Origin of the sequence: Tersicoccus sp. Bi-70, from assembly GCF_001968825.1 — a bacterium.
In the GTDB taxonomy this organism is placed as follows: domain Bacteria; phylum Actinomycetota; class Actinomycetes; order Actinomycetales; family Micrococcaceae; genus Tersicoccus.
On record NZ_MIEU01000010.1, the window covers coordinates 153,867 to 171,175 of the forward strand.

The following is a 17,309-nucleotide window of genomic DNA, read 5'->3' on the forward strand; positions in this document are numbered from 1 at the left end:
TGAGGAACCGGTGACCGAAACAGCTGCCAGCAGCTCTCAGGGGCGCCCCTCGCCCGAGGCGAAGCAGCCCAGGCGCAACGTGTTCTCGCGGATCGCGCTGTTCGTCCGGCAGGTCATCGGCGAACTGCGCAAGGTGGTGACGCCGACGCGAGGACAGTGGCTGAACTACACCGCCGTGGTGCTCGTGTTCGTGGTGATCATGATGCTCATCGTGACGGGACTGGATTTCGTGTTCTTCTCGGCAGCGAAATGGGTCTTCGTCGGCACGCCCACGCAGTGATGCCTCGGGTGCGTGAGCACCCCGCAAGACAACCGGTCGAGAAACAGGAGTACACCGTGTCCGAGCACAGGCTCGAAAACATCGACGACGACGTCACCCGGTCGAACGCGCGCAGCGCCGACTCGCCGTTCAGCGACGCCGCGCCGACCGGGGCGCCGGTGTCGGCCCCCGCCGAGCCGGACGTCACGGACGACGAGGTCGAGACCGCTCAGGCCGACGACGCCGAGGCCGCGCAGGTGGAGACGACGCAGGACGACGACGTCACGCTGGCCGAGGCCGACGGTGTCGCCACCGACGACGCGACCATCCAGGAGACGGACCTCGCCGTCGCCGCGGGCACCGACACCGCCGAGCCGATCACCGAGGGCGAGGAGGGCGAGGCCGACACGGCCCAGCCCGCCGAGGACCCGCTGGTCGAGTTCACCGCGAAGCTGCGCCGCCAGGAGGGTGACTGGTATGTCATCCACTCCTACGCCGGCTACGAGAACCGGGTGAAGGTCAACCTGGAGACCCGGATCCAGACCCTCAACATGGAGGATTTCATCTTCGAGATCCAGGTCCCCATGGAGGATGTCGTGGAGATCAAGAACGCGCAGCGCAAGGTCGTGCGCCGCGTGCGGATCCCCGGCTACGTGCTGGTCCGGATGGAACTGACCGACGAGTCCTGGGGCGCCGTCCGGCACACCCCGGGTGTCACTGGCTTCGTGGGCAACGCCCACAACCCCGTCCCGCTGCGCCTGGACGAGGTCGTCTCGATGCTGGCTCCGTCGTTCGAGGCCGAGCGTGCGGCCGAGGAGGGCAAGCCGGTCCGCCCGGCGCCGGGCGCCATCGCCGTCGATTTCACCGTCGGCGAGTCGGTCATCGTCAAGGAGGGCCCGTTCGAGACCCTGCCGGCCACGATCTCCGAGATCAAGCCCGAGTCGCAGCAGCTCGTCGTGCTGGTCTCCATCTTCGAGCGCGAGACGCCCGTCACCCTCGGGTTCAACCAGGTCACCAAGATCTGAGAGTCCGACCCCCGACTTCGTCGGCGTGATCCGATGCTTTGCGGATCATGACGACGGCGGCCGCCGCGCCACGGCGGCCAACCTCCGCCGGGACGCTCCTGTGCCGGCGGGCACCATCATGGAAGAAGGATCTTCAATTGGCTCCCAAGAAGAAGGTCGCCGGCCTGATCAAGCTGCAGATCCAGGCGGGTGCCGCCAACCCGGCCCCCCCGATCGGTCCCGCGCTCGGTCAGCACGGCGTCAACATCATGGAATTCTGCAAGGCGTACAACGCCGCGACGGAATCCCAGCGCGGCAACGTCGTCCCCGTCGAGATCACGGTCTACGAGGACCGCTCGTTCACCTTCATCACCAAGACACCGCCGGCCGCTGAGCTGATCAAGAAGGCTGCGGGCGTCCAGAAGGGCTCGGCCACCCCGCACACCGCCAAGGTCGCGAAGCTGACCCAGGCCCAGGTGCGCGAGATCGCCCAGACGAAGCTCGAGGACCTGAACGCGAACGACGTCGACGCGGCCGCCAAGATCATCGCGGGCACGGCCCGCTCGATGGGCATCACCGTCGAATAGTCACTCGACGATCAGACGGAGTCGAGTAGTCACTCGACACCCGCCGAGCAGTTGCTCGGCACCTGACACATCCCGTGGGAAAGGGCCGCGCGCGGCCCGTCACACCACACCTGCACAAGGAGAAGACGCAGATGGCACAGCGCAGCAAGGCATACCGGGCCGCGGCCGCCAAGATCGAAGAGGGCAAGCTGTACGCCCCGGCCGAGGCCATCACCCTGGCCAAGGAGTCCAACCCGTCGTCCTCGGACGCCACCGTCGAGGTCGCGTTCCGTCTGGGCGTCGACCCCCGCAAGGCCGACCAGATGGTCCGCGGCACCGTGATGCTCCCGAACGGCACCGGCAAGACCGCCCGCGTCGTGGTCTTCGCGACCGGTGACCGGGCCGCCGCGGCCGAGGCCGCCGGCGCCGACTTCGTCGGGTCGGACGACCTGATGGAGCGCATCCAGGGCGGGTGGACGGACTTCGACGCCGCCGTCGCCACCCCGGACCTGATGGGCAAGGTCGGTCGCCTGGGCAAGATCCTCGGCCCCCGCAACCTGATGCCGAACCCGAAGACCGGCACCGTGACCCCGGACGTGGCCCGCGCCGTGACCGAGATCAAGGGCGGCAAGATCGACTTCCGGGTCGACAAGCACGCGAACCTGCACTTCATCATCGGCAAGGTGTCCTTCGACGCCGAGAAGCTGGCGGAGAACTACGCCGCGGCGCTCGACGAGGTCCTGCGGCTCAAGCCGTCCGCCTCGAAGGGCCGCTACATCCAGCGCGCCACCGTGAGCACGACCTTCGGCCCCGGCATCCCGGTGGATCCGAACGTCACCCGCGTGCTCCCCGCCGCCTGAGGCTGAACGACCCGCGGCCACACGGCCGACGAACGGGGCCGGACGAGATCATCTCGTCCGGCCCCGTTCGCGTTCCCGGGTCGGAGTCCGAGGGCCGACGGGATGCGGAGTACCGCCGGGTCTGGACCGGAGCGGCCGGCCGGGACACGATGAGGAGCGTGACCGTGCGCGACCAGGAGACCGTCGAGGTCCGCGAGCTCGTCCGCCCCGCCGAGTTGACCGGCGCCGACGCCGCGACCTTCCGGGCCGCCGCCGGGGTCGGGATCCGGGCCCGCCGTCACCAGTGGGGCGACGACGACCACACCGAGAGCCTGCCCGAGCAGTACGCCCGTGCCGCTGACACCGCCGCGGAGCAGTGGCGTGGCTGGATCGCCGTCGACGGGGCAGGCGGCGTGCTCGGCCTGCTCACCGCCACCCTGCCGCTGCGGGAGAACCCGGCCGTCGCCTGGGTCGACGTCGTGGTCGATCCCGGTCGCCAGCGCCGAGGCGTCGGATCCTCCCTGATGGCGGTGGCCGAGCGGGACCTGCGAACCGCGGGCCGGACGGTGCTGACCGGCTGGACCGAGACCGCGGGCACCGAACCCTGGCCCGATGCCGTACCGGCCCGATCCGGGGCCGGAGCCGTGCCCGCCGGTGCCCCGGAGGTGGCCTTCGCCCGGCGCCACGGGTACGTGCTCGAACAGGTCGAACGCCTCGGCCGGCTCGACGTGCCGGTCGCGCCGGCCACCCTCCAGGCCTGGTACGCCGCCCTGCCCGAGCATCCCGACCACGAGCTCATCGCCTGGTCCGACGTCGCACCCGCCGACACCGCCGCGGACTACGCGCAGCTGAAGACGGCCATGAGCACGGACGTCCCCTCCGCCGACCTCGAGCAGGACGAGGAGGACTGGGACGCCGGCCGGGTCGCGGACGAGGAAGCGGAACTGGCCGCCGGAGGCGGGCACCGGCTCGTGACCGCCGTCCGGCACGTCCCGACCGGGCGGCTGGTGGGCCACACCGTCCTCGAGCGCTTCGACGCGCGTCCCGCCGTCGCCTACCAGCAGGACACCCTGGTCCTGAGCGCCCATCGCGGCCACCGGCTGGGTATGCTGCTGAAGATCGACAACCTCCGGCGGCTGGCGACGGCGTGGCCGGAGGTTCGCCGCGTCTACACCTGGAACGCCGAGGAGAACACCCCCGTGCTCGCCATCAATGTCGAGCTCGGCTTCCGGCAGGCCGGCGTGGTCGGCGCCTGGCAGAAGCGCCTCTGCTGATCATCCCCCCGGTCCGTCGGACCGGGCATAACCGTCCCGGCACCGACGTTGATGCCGCAGGGTGGCCCCGCGTCAGCGCCGCCACCCCCCACTGCTTCCGACCGGCGTCGTCTGCCGTCGGGCCGCTCGATCGACATCTGCTCCACCCGCACCACGTGCACCAGCACCGCTCCCCGGGTCTCCCGGGCGGAAGGACATCCGTGACCACCACCCGCAGCGACCAGACCGTCGCGCAGGCCCAGCCCCCCGTTGCCGAGGCGACCCCTCCGCGCGCGGGCACCCCGTACCCGTCCCCGGCGACCGACGCGCCGCTCGACCCGAAGGCGTGGCCGGCCCTGTGGGCCCTCGTCGTCGGCTTCTTCATGATCCTCGTGGACTCCACCATCGTGACCACGGCGATGCCCGCCATCATGCGGGGCCTCGGCGCCGACATCAACGCCGTCATCTGGGTCACCAGTGCCTACCTGCTCGCCTACGCGGTGCCGCTGCTGATCACCGGGCGACTCGGTGACCGGTTCGGGCCGAAGAACATCTACGTGATCGGCCTGGCCGTGTTCACGGTCGCCTCCGCCTGGTGCGGCTTCGCCGGCGACGTGCAGATGCTGATCCTCGCCCGGGTGCTGCAGGGCCTGGGCGCGGCGCTCATGACGCCCCAGACCATGTCCGTGATCACCCGGATGTTCCCGGTGGCGAAACGCGGCGCGGCGATGGGACTCTGGGGCGCGACCGCCGGCATCGCCACCCTGGTCGGCCCGATCCTCGGCGGCCTGCTGGTCGACTCGCTGGGCTGGGAGTGGATCTTCTTCGTCAACGTGCCGGTGGGCGTCGTCGGGCTCGTCCTCGCCTTCATGCTCGTCCCGCGGCTGCCGACCCACAGCCACCGGTTCGACATCCTGGGCGTCGTGCTCAGCGCGGTGGGCATGTTCGCGCTGGTGTTCGGCATCCAGGAGGGGGAGACCTACGACTGGGGCACCATCACCGGGCCCATCTCAGTGTGGGGGCTCATCATCACCGGCGTCGTCGTGCTCGCCCTCTTCGTCGTGTGGCAGCGCTACAACCGCGGTGAGCCGCTGATCCCGCTGCGGCTCTTCCGCGACCGCAACTTCAGCCTCGCGAACCTGGCCATCACCCTCGTGGGCCTGGCGATCACCGCGATGAACTTCCCGCTCATGCTCTTCCTGCAGACCGTCCGCGGCCTCACCCCGACGCAGTCGGCCCTCATGCTCGCCCCGATGGCCATCGTCTCCGGCGTCATGGCGCCGATCGTCGGCCGCATCATCGCCCGGGTGGACCCCCGGCGCCTGGCGGTGCCCGGCATGGCCGCCTTCGGCATCGGCCTGCTGATCCTCGCCGCGATCATGACCCCGGACACGCCACTGGTGTTCCTGGCGCTCGTGCCGGTCATCATGGGCCTGGGCAGCTCCTGCATGTGGGCCCCGCTGTCGATCAGCGCGACCCGCAACCTCACACCGGACGTCGCCGGGGCCGGCTCGGGCGTCTACAACACGACGCGTCAGGTCGGCGCGGTGCTCGGCTCGGCCGCGATCGCGGTGCTGATGGAGAGCCGGCTCGCGGCCGAGCTGCCGCACCTGAGCGGCGGCGCCCCCGCCGGCGAGGCCGGGATGGGGGGTTCCGGCTCCCTGCCGGCTGCCCTGCAGGCAGGGTACGCGAGTGCCATGGGCCAGTCCCTCCTGCTGCCGGCCGTCGGCTTCCTCGTGGCCGCTCTGGTGGCCGTCTTCCTCGCGACGCCACGCGGCCTCGGCCGTCGCCGCGGGCGGCACGCCGCCTGAGTATCCGAGGACTCGGGTTAGCCGAGCACCGTCCCGGGAGCGCGGCGACCCGGCATTTGGCCGGATCGCCGCGCTCACGTACCATGGACGGGTACCAAAGACCGCCGGTCGTTCATCTCTGCCCGGGCAATCGTGCTCGAGGCGGAGGATGAATCGAAGGCCCCGCACAGCGGGCGGCCTGCGCAGGTGAACGAAAGCTCGACGCCGACGGGTCTCTTCCCGTCCGCTCTCCGTGCGCCCCGTGCATCTGCGCGGGGCGTTGTTGCGTTCAAGACGCACATTCCGCTGCCGTGGCCGGCCGGCCCACGATGACCGGAAGGAGAACCATGGCGCAGCCGAACAAGGTCGCCGCGGTCCAGGAGCTGACGGATCACTTCCGCAACTCCACCGCCGCCGTCCTGACGGAATACCGTGGTCTCACCGTGGCCCAGCTCAAGCAGCTGCGTCGTTCCCTCGGTGAGAACGCGGAATACGCCGTGGTGAAGAACACGCTGACCGAGATCGCGGCGAAGGAGGCGGGCATCGATGCGTTCGATGGCCAGCTTGCCGGACCCTCCGCGATCGCGTTCATCACCGGAGACCCGGTGGAGGCTGCCAAGAGCCTGCGTGACTTCGCCAAGACCAACCCTCAGCTGATCGTGAAGGGTGGCTTCCTCGAGGGGAAGGCACTCAGCGGCGCTGAGATCACCAAACTCGCGGATCTCGAGTCCCGCGAGGTCCTGCTGGCCAAGGTCGCCGGCGCCGCTCAGGCGTCGCTGTCCAAGGCCGCCGCCTTGTTCCAGGCTCCGCTCTCCAAGACCGTCCGCACTGCGGAGGCCCTGCGAGCGAAGCAGGACGAGGCCAGCCAGGCCGCGTGAGCGGCCGCTGCCCGACGGCGGTGACGCCACGACGGCAGCACAGGCAGGACCCGCTCCTGCCGGCCCGGGCTCCGGGCCACGACCGAAGATCCCGCCGGGATCACCCCGCCCCGTGAGGGCGGCACGAGACCGGCAACGAAACGAAGGAGCGCCATCATGGCGAAGCTGACCACCGACGAACTGATCGACGCGTTCAAGGAACTGACCCTCATCGAGCTCTCCGAGTTCGTCAAGGCGTTCGAGGAGACCTTCGACGTCACCGCTGCCGCCCCCGTGGCCGTGGCCGGCCCGGCTGCTGCCGGTGGCGGCGAGGCGGAGGCCGAGGAGGAGAAGACCGAGTTCGACGTCGTCCTCGAGGCCGCCGGCGAGAAGAAGATCCAGGTCATCAAGGAGGTCCGCGCGCTGACCTCCCTGGGTCTGAAGGAAGCCAAGGACCTGGTCGACGGTGCCCCGAAGGCGGTCCTCGAGGGCGCCAACAAGGAGACCGCCGAGAAGGCCAAGGCGCAGCTCGAGGGCGCCGGCGCCACCGTCACCCTCAAGTGACCTCGCCGATCATCTGATCATTGGTACACGCCCCCGACGGGGGCACGCAGAAGGGCCCCGCTCCGGTCACCGGAGCGGGGCCCTTCTCGCGTCCGCCGTCGGCCGTCGCGGCGACCGGGGGAGCGTGACTCAGTCGCGGGAGAGCAGCAGGGCCTCGCCCTGACCGCCACCGCCGCACAGCGACACGGCGGCGCGGCCGGAGCCGCGTCGTGCCAGCTCGAGAGCGGCGTGCAGCGCGAGCCGGGCTCCGGAGGCGCCGATCGGGTGACCCAGAGCGATCGCGCCGCCGTGGATGTTGGTCTTCTCCAGCGGGTAGTCCAGGTCGGCGAGGGACTGCACGGCCACCGCGCCGAAGGCCTCGTTGATCTCGATGAAGTCGAGGTCCTCGCGCTGCCAGCCGGCACGGCCGAGGGCGTGGTCGATGGCGCGGGACGGCTGCGAGTGCAGGGAGTTGTCCGGGCCGGCGACCTGGCCGGGAGCACCGATCACGGCCAGCCAGGGCAGCCCGCGCTCCTCCGCCCACGACCGGCGCGCGACGACGACGACGGAGGCGCCGTCCGAGAGCGGCGAGGAGTTGCCCGCCGTGATGGTCCCGTCCGAGGCGAAGGCGGGCCGCAGCCCGGCGAGCGTCTCGACCGTGGTGGTCGGCCGCACGCCCTCATCGGTGGAGACCACGACCGGCGCGCCCTTGCGCTGCGGCACCTTCACCGGGACGATCTCCTGCTCGAAGACCCCGGCGTCGGCTGCGGCGGCCGCCCGCTGGTGCGAAGCCGCGGCGACCTCGTCCTGCGCGGCGCGGTCGATGCCCAGCCGGCCGTTGTGCCCCTCGGTGGAGGCGCCCATCGAGACGTGGTCGAACGAGTCGACCAGGCCGTCCTGCGCGACGGAGTCGAGCGCCTCGAAGGAGCCGTAGGTCCAGCCCTTGCGGGCGCCGGGCAGCAGGTGCGGGGCGTTCGTCATCGACTCCTGGCCACCGGCGAGCACGACGTCCGCCTCACCGGAGCGGATCAGCCGCGCGGCGTCCGTGATGGCGACCAGCCCGGAGAGGCAGACCTTGTTCAGCGTCACGGCCGGCACGTCCCAGCCGACGCCGGCGGCGATGGCGGTCTGCCGGGCGGGGTTCTGGCCGGCGCCGGCCTGCACCACCTGGCCGAGGATGACGTGGTCGATGTCGGCGGCGCCGACCCCGGCCCGCTCGATCGCGGCGGACGCGGCGAGCGTCCCCAGTTCGACGGCCGTGAAGCCGGCCAGCTGGCCGAGGATCTTGCCCTGGGGGGTGCGAGCCCCGGCCAGGATGACGACGTCGTTGTCGTGGTGCTCACTCATGATGGCGTTGGTCCTCCGGAGACGTTGGGTGCCCCCAGCCTAGTGTGACCGGCGCCTCGCTCCGGCCGTCGGCGGGGGCAGCGGGGCGGGGCGCCGGGTGGGGGAACCGCCTGTTCCCGCGCGAATACCACAGGCCGGGCTGGACACCAAGCATTCTGCCGGGTAGACTGAATCTTTGCGTATCCCCTCTTCACCTTCAGCCTTCATATAGCGGTGGGCTCGGTCGTGTGCTGCGCTGGACGCCAGATCCGTGGACCTCACGGAGGCGACCGCGAGCAGCGACCCGGTCCGTATCGGACCAGTACGGGTGGGCGGCACGACTGCAGGCCGCAGGTCGCCGTCGGGGGCGCAGTTCTCGCCTGAAGGTCTGTGGAAGGATCCCTCTTGGTCGCCTCGAGCACCTCTGACAACGTAACCGCTAGCGGCGAAGCACCCCGCCTCTCCTTCGCCAAGATCCACGAACCGCTGGATGTTCCCAACCTCCTGTCCCTGCAGCTGGACAGCTTCGACTGGCTCGTCGGCAACGACACCTGGCGCCGCCGCGTCGAGGAAGCCATCGCGACGGGCGACAAGGGCGTGCCGACCACCTCCGGTCTGGCCGACATCTTCGAGGAGATCTCCCCGATCGAGGACTTCCAGGGCACCATGTCCCTGTCCTTCTCGGAGCCGGAGTTCGCCGACCCGAAGTACACGATGGCCGAGTGCAAGGAGCGCGACGCGACCTACGCCGCGCCGCTGTACGTCAAGGCCGAGTTCATGAACAACGTCACCGGTGAGATCAAGCAGCAGACGGTGTTCATGGGCGACTTCCCGTTGATGACCGACAAGGGCACCTTCGTCATCAACGGCACCGAGCGCGTCGTCGTCTCGCAGCTGGTCCGCTCCCCGGGCGCCTACTTCGAGAAGACCGCGGACAAGACCAGCGACAAGGACATCTACACCGCGAAGATCATCCCCTCGCGCGGAGCCTGGTTCGAGCTCGAGATCGACAAGCGTGACCAGGTCGGCGTCCGTCTGGACCGCAAGCGCAAGCAGTCGGTGACCGTCCTGCTCAAGGCCATGGGCTGGACCGAGAGCCGCATCCTCGAGGAGTTCGGCGACTTCGACTCCATCCGCGCCACCCTGGAGAAGGACGGCACGCAGACCCGCGAGGAAGCGCTGCTCGACATCTACCGCAAGCTGCGCCCGGGCGAGCCGCCGACGGTCGAGGCCGCCCAGACGCTGCTGGACAACCTCTACTTCAACCCGAAGCGCTACGACCTGGCCAAGGTCGGCCGGTACAAGATCAACCGGAAGCTCGGCGTCGAGACCGCGCTGGACGATCCCCGCGCCTCCGTGCTGAACATCGACGACATCGTCGCGATGATCCGCTTCCTCGTGTCCCTGCACGCCGGCAACGAGACCATGCCCGGCATCCGTGACGGGGCCGAGCACGACCTCCGCGTCGAGGTCGACGACATCGACCACTTCGGCAACCGCCGCATCCGCGCCGTGGGCGAGCTGATCGAGAACCAGCTCCGCACCGGCCTGTCCCGGATGGAGCGTGTGGTCCGTGAGCGGATGACCACCCAGGACGTCGAGGCGATCACGCCGCAGACCCTGATCAACATCCGCCCGGTGTCCGCGGCCATCAAGGAGTTCTTCGGGACCTCCCAGCTGAGCCAGTTCATGGACCAGAACAACCCGCTCGCGGGTCTGACCCACAAGCGGCGCCTCTCCGCGCTCGGCCCCGGCGGTCTCTCCCGCGACCGGGCCGGCATGGAGGTCCGTGACGTGCACCCGTCGCACTACGGCCGCATGTGCCCGATCGAGACGCCGGAAGGCCCGAACATCGGCCTGATCGGCTCGCTCGCCTCCTACGGTCGGATCAACTCGTTCGGGTTCATCGAGACCCCGTACCGCCGGGTCACCGAGGGCCAGGTCAGCGACGAGGTCGACTACCTCACCGCCGACGACGAGATCGAGGTCGTCATCGCGCAGGCGAACGCCCCGCTGACGGACGACGGGCACTTCACCGAGGAGACCGTGCTGGTCCGCCAGCGCGGCGGCAGCGGCGAGCCCGTGCTGATCCCGGCCGCCGAGGTCGACTACATGGACGTCTCCCCGCGGCAGATGGTGTCCGTGGCGACCGCCCTGATCCCGTTCCTCGAGCACGACGACGCGAACCGCGCCCTGATGGGTGCGAACATGCAGCGCCAGGCCGTGCCGCTGCTCCGGTCCGAGGCCCCCGTCGTGGGCACCGGCATGGAGAAGCACGCCGCGGTCGACGCCGGTGACGTGGTCGTCGCCGCGAAGGCGGGCGTCGTCTCGGAGGTGTCGGCCGACATGGTCACGGTGCTCGAGGACGAGGGCACCCAGACGAACTACCCGATCATGAAGTTCTCCCGGTCCAACCAGGGCAACTCCTACAACCAGCGCGTCGTGGTCGCCGAGGGCGACCGGGTCGAGCGCGGCGGCGTCATCGCCGACGGCCCGGCCACCGACGGCGGCGAGCTGGCGCTCGGCAAGAACCTGCTCGTGGCGTTCATGTCCTGGGAGGGACTGAACTACGAGGACGCGATCATCCTGTCCCAGCGGATGGTCTCCGACGACGTGCTCTCCTCGATCCACATCGAGGAGCACGAGATCGACGCCCGCGACACCAAGCTCGGCGCCGAGGAGATCACCCGGGACATCCCGAACGTGTCCGAGGAGATCCTCTCCGCCCTGGACGAGCGCGGCATCATCCACATCGGTGCCGAGGTCGAGGCCGGCGACATCCTCGTCGGCAAGGTCACCCCCAAGGGCGAGACCGAGTTGACCCCGGAGGAGCGCCTGCTCCGGGCGATCTTCGGTGAGAAGTCGCGCGAGGTGCGCGACACGTCCCTGAAGGTGCCCCACGGCGAGTCCGGCACCGTCATCGGCGTGCGCGTGTTCGACCGCGAGGACGACGACGAGCTGCCCCCGGGCGTGAACCAGCTGGTCCGCGTCTACGTGGCGCAGAAGCGCAAGATCACCGACGGCGACAAGCTCGCCGGCCGCCACGGCAACAAGGGCGTCATCTCCAAGATCCTGCCGATCGAGGACATGCCGTTCCTGGAGGACGGCACGCCCGTCGACGTGATCCTGAACCCGCTGGGCGTCCCGGGCCGCATGAACATCGGTCAGGTCCTGGAGATCCACCTGGGCTGGGCTGCGAAGCAGGGCTGGAAGATCGAGGGCGAGCCGGCGTGGGCGGCGAACCTGCCGCAGCTGCCGCGCGAGTCCGGCCCGACGAACGTCGCCACCCCGGTGTTCGACGGCGCGACCGAGGACGAGATCCAGGGCCTCCTGGACTCGACCAATGTCACCCGTGACGGCAACCGTCTGATCGAGCGCTCCGGCAAGGCGCGCCTGTTCGACGGCCGCTCCGGCCAGCCGTTCCCGGACCCGATCTCCGTGGGCTACATGTACATCCTGAAGCTCCACCACCTGGTGGACGACAAGATCCACGCCCGCTCCACCGGCCCGTACTCGATGATCACGCAGCAGCCGCTGGGTGGTAAGGCGCAGTTCGGTGGCCAGCGCTTCGGTGAGATGGAGGTATGGGCCCTCGAGGCGTACGGCGCGGCCTACACGCTGCAGGAACTGCTGACCATCAAGTCGGACGACATCCACGGTCGCGTGAAGGTCTACGAGGCCATCGTCAAGGGCGAGAACATCCCCGAGCCCGGTGTGCCGGAGTCGTTCAAGGTCCTGATCAAGGAGATGCAGTCGCTGTGCCTGAACGTGGAGGTCCTCTCCACCGACGGCACCACCATCGAGATGCGTGACTCGGACGAGGAAGTCTTCCGGGCCGCCGAGGAACTCGGTATCGACCTGTCCCGGGCCGAGCCCAGCTCGGTCGAGGAGGTCTGACCCGCTCCGCCCTCCGTGCCCGGCCTCACGCCGGGCACGGAGGGCGGGAGCCGTCAGCACCCTCAGGAACCGACTTCAGACATTCGTCACACCAAGAGAGACAAGGACCAGATGTCGACCGACACTTCGTTCGGACACATGCGTATCGGCCTCGCCACCGCGGAAGAAATCCGCGCGTGGTCCTACGGTGAGGTCAAGAAGCCCGAGACCATCAACTACCGCACCCTCAAGCCCGAGAAGGACGGACTCTTCTGCGAGAAGATCTTCGGCCCCTCCCGGGACTGGGAGTGCTACTGCGGCAAGTACAAGCGCGTCCGCTTCAAGGGCATCATCTGTGAGCGCTGCGGCGTCGAGGTGACCCGGGCCAAGGTGCGGCGCGAGCGGATGGGCCACATCGAGCTGGCCGCTCCGGTCACCCACATCTGGTACTTCAAGGGCGTCCCGTCGCGCCTGGGGTACCTGCTGGACCTGGCGCCGAAGGACCTGGAGAAGGTCATCTACTTCGCCGCCTACATGATCACCAGCGTCGACGAGGAGGGTCGGCACGCCGACCTGCCGAACCTGCAGGCCGAGCACGACCTGGAGAAGAAGCAGCTCACGGACACCCGTGACTCCGACATCGCCGCGATCGCCCGCGACCTCGAGGGTGAGATCGAGCGCCTCGAGGGCGAGGGTGCCAAGGCCGCCGACAAGAAGAAGGCCCGCGACTCCGCCGACCGGCAGATGGCCAGCGTGCGCAAGCGCGCCGACGCCGACATCGACCGGCTCGAGCAGGTCTGGGACCGGTTCAAGAACCTCAAGGTCTCCGACCTCGAGGGCGACGAGTCGCTGTACCGGCAGATGGTCGACAAGTTCGGCCTCTACTTCGAGGGCTCCATGGGTGCGGAGGCGATCAAGCAGCGCCTGATCGACTTCGACATGGAGGGCGAGGCCGAGTCGCTGCGCGACACCATCAAGAACGGCAAGGGGCAGCGCAAGACCCGCGCCCTGAAGCGTCTGAAGGTGGTCAACGCGTTCCTGACGACGACCAACTCGCCGCTGGGCATGGTCCTGGACGCCGTTCCGGTGATCCCGCCGGAGCTGCGCCCGATGGTCCAGCTCGACGGTGGCCGCTTCGCCACCTCGGACCTGAACGACCTGTACCGCCGCGTGATCAACCGGAACAACCGGCTCAAGCGCCTGCTCGACCTGGGTGCCCCGGAGATCATCGTCAACAACGAGAAGCGGATGCTCCAGGAGGCCGTCGACTCGCTGTTCGACAACGGCCGTCGTGGCCGTCCGGTCACCGGCCCGGGCAACCGGCCGCTGAAGTCGCTCTCGGACATGCTCAAGGGCAAGCAGGGCCGGTTCCGGCAGAACCTGCTCGGCAAGCGCGTCGACTACTCGGGCCGTTCGGTCATCGTCGTCGGCCCCCAGCTGAAGCTGCACCAGTGCGGTCTGCCCAAGCAGATGGCTCTCGAGCTGTTCAAGCCCTTCGTGATGAAGCGGCTCGTGGACCTGAACCACGCGCAGAACATCAAGAGCGCCAAGCGCATGGTCGAGCGCTACCGTCCGCAGGTCTGGGACGTGCTCGAGGAGATCATCACCGAGCACCCGGTGCTGCTCAACCGTGCCCCCACCCTGCACCGTCTGGGCATCCAGGCGTTCGAGCCGCAGCTGGTCGAGGGCAAGGCCATCCAGCTGCACCCGCTCGTCTGCGGTGCGTTCAACGCCGACTTCGACGGGGACCAGATGGCGGTGCACCTGCCGCTGAGCCCCGAGGCGCAGGCCGAGGCGCGCATCCTGATGCTCTCCTCGAACAACATCCTCAAGCCGTCCGACGGCCGTCCGGTCACCCTGCCCTCGCAGGACATGATCATCGGTCTGCACCACCTGACCACCAAGCGAGTCGGGTCGACGGGTGAGGGTCGCGTGTTCTCGAACCCGGCCGAGGCGATCATGGCGCACGACTCCGGGACGCTGCACCTGAACTCGCAGATCACCATCCGGCTGGACGACTTCGTCCCCAACGCCGAGTGGGAGGCCCCGGAGGGCTGGGAGCCCGGTCAGCCGGCGATGGTGAAGACCTCGCTCGGTCAGGTCGTGTTCAACCAGACGCTGCCCGCGGACTACCCGTGGGTCGAGTCGGTCGCGGACAAGGGTCGCCTGTCGACCATCGTCAACGACCTGGCGGAGCGCTACCCGAAGGTCGTCGTCGCGCAGACGCTGGACAACCTCAAGGACGCCGGCTTCTACTGGGCCACCCGGTCCGGGGTGACCGTGGCGATCTCCGACGTCGCCGCGCCGCCGGAGAAGCCCGCCATCATGGAGGGCTACGAGGCTCAGGCCGCGAAGATCCAGGCGCAGTACGAGAAGGGTCTGGTCGACGACGACGAGCGTCGCCAGGAACTGATCGACCTGTGGAACCGTGCGACCAACGAGATCGCCGACGTCATGCGCAAGAACCTGACGGCGTCGAACACGATCAACCGCATGGTCTCCTCCGGTGCCCGTGGTAACTGGATGCAGGTGCGTCAGATCGCCGGTATCCGTGGCCTGGTGGCGAACCCGAAGGGTGAGATCATCCCGCGCCCGATCAAGTCCTCCTACCGTGAGGGCCTGTCCGTGCTCGAGTACTTCATCGCGACCCACGGTGCCCGGAAGGGCCTCGCGGACACCGCGCTGCGTACCGCGAACTCGGGGTACCTGACCCGTCGTCTGGTCGACGTCTCGCAGGACGTCATCGTCCGCGAGGAGGACTGCGGCACCGATCGCGGCCTCACGCTGCCGATCGCGACGGCGGACGCCAACGGCGAGCTGACCATGCACGAGCAGGTCGAGAACAGCGTCTACGCCCGCAGCCTGGCCACCGCCGTGACCAGCGCGGACGGCACGGTGCTGGCCGAGGCCGGCGCCGACGTCGGGGACGTGCTGATCGCCCAGCTGTTCGAGGCCGGCGTCACCGAGCTCAAGGTCCGCTCCGTGCTCACCTGTGAGTCCGCGGTCGGGACCTGCGCCAAGTGCTACGGCCGTTCGCTGGCCACCGGCAAGGTCGTCGACATCGGCGAGGCGGTCGGCATCATCGCCGCCCAGTCGATCGGCGAGCCCGGCACCCAGCTGACCATGCGTACCTTCCACACCGGTGGTGTCGCCTCCGCGGAGGACATCACCCAGGGTCTGCCCCGTATCCAGGAGCTGTTCGAGGCGCGTACCCCGAAGGGTGTCGCCCCGATCTCGGACAGTGCCGGCCGGGTCGCCCTGGAGGAGACGGAGCGGTCCCTGCGGATCGTCGTCACCCCGGACGACGGCAGCGAGGAGATCGCGTACCCCGTGCTGCGGCGTGCGCGTCTGCTCGTCGCCGACGGCGATCACGTCGAGGTCGGTCAGCAGCTGGTGTCCGGTGCCGTGGACCCGAAGCAGGTGCTGCGCATCATGGGCCCCCGCGAGGCGCAGAAGTTCCTCGTCGACGAGGTCCAGGGCGTGTACCGCAGCCAGGGCGTCGGCATCCACGACAAGCACGTGGAGGTCATCGTCCGGCAGATGCTGCGTCGGGTCACGGTCATCGAGTCCGGTGACACGGATCTGCTGCCCGGTGAGCTCGCCGAGCGCAGCCGGTACGAGCAGGCCAGCCGCAAGGCCGTCGCCGAGGGCCTGGCCCCGGCGCAGGGTCGTCCGGAGCTGATGGGTATCACCAAGGCCTCGCTGGCGACCGAGTCGTGGCTGTCCGCCGCGTCCTTCCAGGAGACCACCCGGGTGCTCACCCAGGCGGCCATGGAGGGCAAGAGCGACCCGCTGCTCGGCCTCAAGGAGAACGTCATCATCGGCAAGCTCATCCCCGCCGGGACCGGGCTGCCCGTGTACAACGACGTCTCCGTGGAGCCGACCGAGGAAGCGAAGGCCAACCTGTACACCGGCCCGAGCGCGTTCGGTGACTTCGACTACGCGGGCCTCGACGGCTCCGTGTCGCCGGAGTTCCACGCGATCTCGCTGGACGACTACGACATGGGCAGCGACTTCCGCTGATCCGTCGTCGACGGCTCTGATCCGTCACTGAGACGGCCCCGTTCCCTTCGTGGGAGCGGGGCCGTTTCTGTATGCCCTTGTTCTTCTTTGTGGCTGGGGTGGGTGCGGCGCGGGGTCGGGCACGGGGGTGCAGCGGGAAGGAAGGGGGGTGGGTGGGAGGATTGCCCCATGGCCAATTCGCCGTCCGGGGACTCGATGATCGAGCGGATCATCCGGATCCTCGGGGCCTTCTCGAGTGAGCGGCCGGCGTTGACGGTGGCGGCCCTGGCGGCGCGGGCGGAGATCCCCTTGGCCACCACCCACCGGATCGTGCATGAACTGGTGGCCCAGCGGATGCTCGAGCGGGACGGCGCGGGGCGGGTCCGGCTCGGGATCCGTCTGTGGGAGCTGGCCAGCCGCGCGTCGCCGGTGACCACACTGCGGCAGGTGGCGATGCCCTTCCTCGAGGACGTCCAGTCCGTCGTGCGCCAGCACACCCAGCTGACCATCCTGCAGGACGGCGGGGACGTCCTCTTCGTCGAACGGCTCTCCTGGCACGGGTCGATCGCCAACGCCGCCCGCGTCGCCGGCCGGCTGCCCGCCGCCATCTCCTCCTCCGGCGTCGTCCTGCTCGCTTTCGGCGACCGCGAGCGGACGGAGCACTACCTGCGCCACGGCTACGATCCGGACGCGCCGTGGGCCCGGATGAGCGTCGCCGAGCTGCGCCGTCTCCTTGCCCACGTGCGGCGCGAGGGTCACGCCCTGCTCGACAGCCACGTCGTGGACGCCACCTCCGGCGTCGCGGTGCCCGTGCTCGGGCCCGACCGTCGCGCGGTCGCCGCCCTCGGCGTCGTCGTGCCCGCCGGGCAGGAGCGGACCGGCACCACGGTGCCGGTGCTGCAGACCGCCGCCCGCGGCATCGCCCGTCGCGCCGTCGATCTCGGTCTCTCGTTCAATGAGAATGCCGGGGACATCGACCGCGGCACCGGTTGAG

The 17,309-nt window shown here is 69.5% G+C and carries 12 protein-coding genes; 11 read left to right on the forward strand and 1 reads right to left on the reverse strand.

Annotation, left to right across the window (positions count from 1 at the left end; translation table 11 throughout):
- The first annotated feature begins 10 nt into the window (after positions 1–10).
- The 8 genes from secE (at position 11) to rplL (ending at position 7,132) form a co-directional block, all read left to right on the forward strand.
- Positions 11–280 carry a preprotein translocase subunit SecE gene (gene secE, locus BGP79_RS04640; protein ID WP_083701574.1) on the forward strand — a complete coding sequence of 90 codons (270 nt, stop codon included), beginning with the start codon at positions 11–13 and terminating at the stop codon, positions 278–280.
- 56 nt (positions 281–336) lie between these two features.
- Positions 337–1,284 carry a transcription termination/antitermination protein NusG gene (gene nusG / locus BGP79_RS04645; protein ID WP_369800157.1) on the forward strand — a complete coding sequence of 316 codons (948 nt, stop codon included), beginning with the start codon at positions 337–339 and terminating at the stop codon, positions 1,282–1,284.
- A 137-nt stretch (positions 1,285–1,421) separates the two neighbouring features.
- Positions 1,422–1,850, forward strand: coding sequence for a 50S ribosomal protein L11 (rplK, locus tag BGP79_RS04650; protein WP_076693489.1), 429 nt, complete (start codon positions 1,422–1,424; stop codon positions 1,848–1,850).
- Positions 1,851–1,981: 131 nt separating this feature from the next.
- Complete coding sequence (gene rplA, locus BGP79_RS04655; protein ID WP_076693490.1) at positions 1,982–2,689, forward strand: 50S ribosomal protein L1; 708 nt, start codon at positions 1,982–1,984, stop codon at positions 2,687–2,689.
- 158 nt (positions 2,690–2,847) lie between these two features.
- The gene (locus tag BGP79_RS04660; protein ID WP_158067140.1) at positions 2,848–3,942 is read left to right on the forward strand and encodes a GNAT family N-acetyltransferase; all 1,095 of its coding nucleotides are present in this window, start codon (positions 2,848–2,850) and stop codon (positions 3,940–3,942) included.
- Positions 3,943–4,304: 362 nt separating this feature from the next.
- Positions 4,305–5,732, forward strand: coding sequence for a DHA2 family efflux MFS transporter permease subunit (locus BGP79_RS04665; protein WP_076693823.1), 1,428 nt, complete (start codon positions 4,305–4,307; stop codon positions 5,730–5,732).
- A gap of 326 nt (positions 5,733–6,058) precedes the next feature.
- Complete coding sequence (gene rplJ, locus BGP79_RS04670) at positions 6,059–6,589, forward strand: 50S ribosomal protein L10 (RefSeq protein WP_076693491.1); 531 nt, start codon at positions 6,059–6,061, stop codon at positions 6,587–6,589.
- Between the two features lie 156 nt (positions 6,590–6,745).
- Complete coding sequence (gene rplL, locus BGP79_RS04675) at positions 6,746–7,132, forward strand: 50S ribosomal protein L7/L12 (RefSeq protein WP_076693492.1); 387 nt, start codon at positions 6,746–6,748, stop codon at positions 7,130–7,132.
- A gap of 129 nt (positions 7,133–7,261) precedes the next feature.
- Here rplL and BGP79_RS04680 read toward each other — a convergent pair whose 3' ends face one another.
- The gene (locus tag BGP79_RS04680; RefSeq protein ID WP_076693493.1) at positions 7,262–8,458 is read right to left on the reverse strand and encodes an acetyl-CoA C-acetyltransferase; all 1,197 of its coding nucleotides are present in this window, start codon (positions 8,456–8,458) and stop codon (positions 7,262–7,264) included.
- A gap of 384 nt (positions 8,459–8,842) precedes the next feature.
- On the opposite strand from BGP79_RS04680, the gene rpoB reads away from it, so the two are divergent.
- The 3 genes from rpoB (at position 8,843) to BGP79_RS04695 (ending at position 17,308) form a co-directional block, all read left to right on the forward strand.
- Positions 8,843–12,334, forward strand: a complete 3,492-nt coding sequence (gene rpoB, locus BGP79_RS04685; protein WP_076693494.1) for a DNA-directed RNA polymerase subunit beta — start codon at positions 8,843–8,845, stop codon at positions 12,332–12,334.
- Positions 12,335–12,445: 111 nt separating this feature from the next.
- Positions 12,446–16,336 carry a DNA-directed RNA polymerase subunit beta' gene (locus tag BGP79_RS04690; protein ID WP_076693495.1) on the forward strand — a complete coding sequence of 1,297 codons (3,891 nt, stop codon included), beginning with the start codon at positions 12,446–12,448 and terminating at the stop codon, positions 16,334–16,336.
- A gap of 168 nt (positions 16,337–16,504) precedes the next feature.
- On the forward strand, positions 16,505–17,308 hold the full coding sequence (locus BGP79_RS04695; RefSeq protein ID WP_076693496.1) for an IclR family transcriptional regulator: 804 nt from the start codon (positions 16,505–16,507) through the stop codon (positions 17,306–17,308).
- Position 17,309 lies beyond the last annotated feature (1 nt).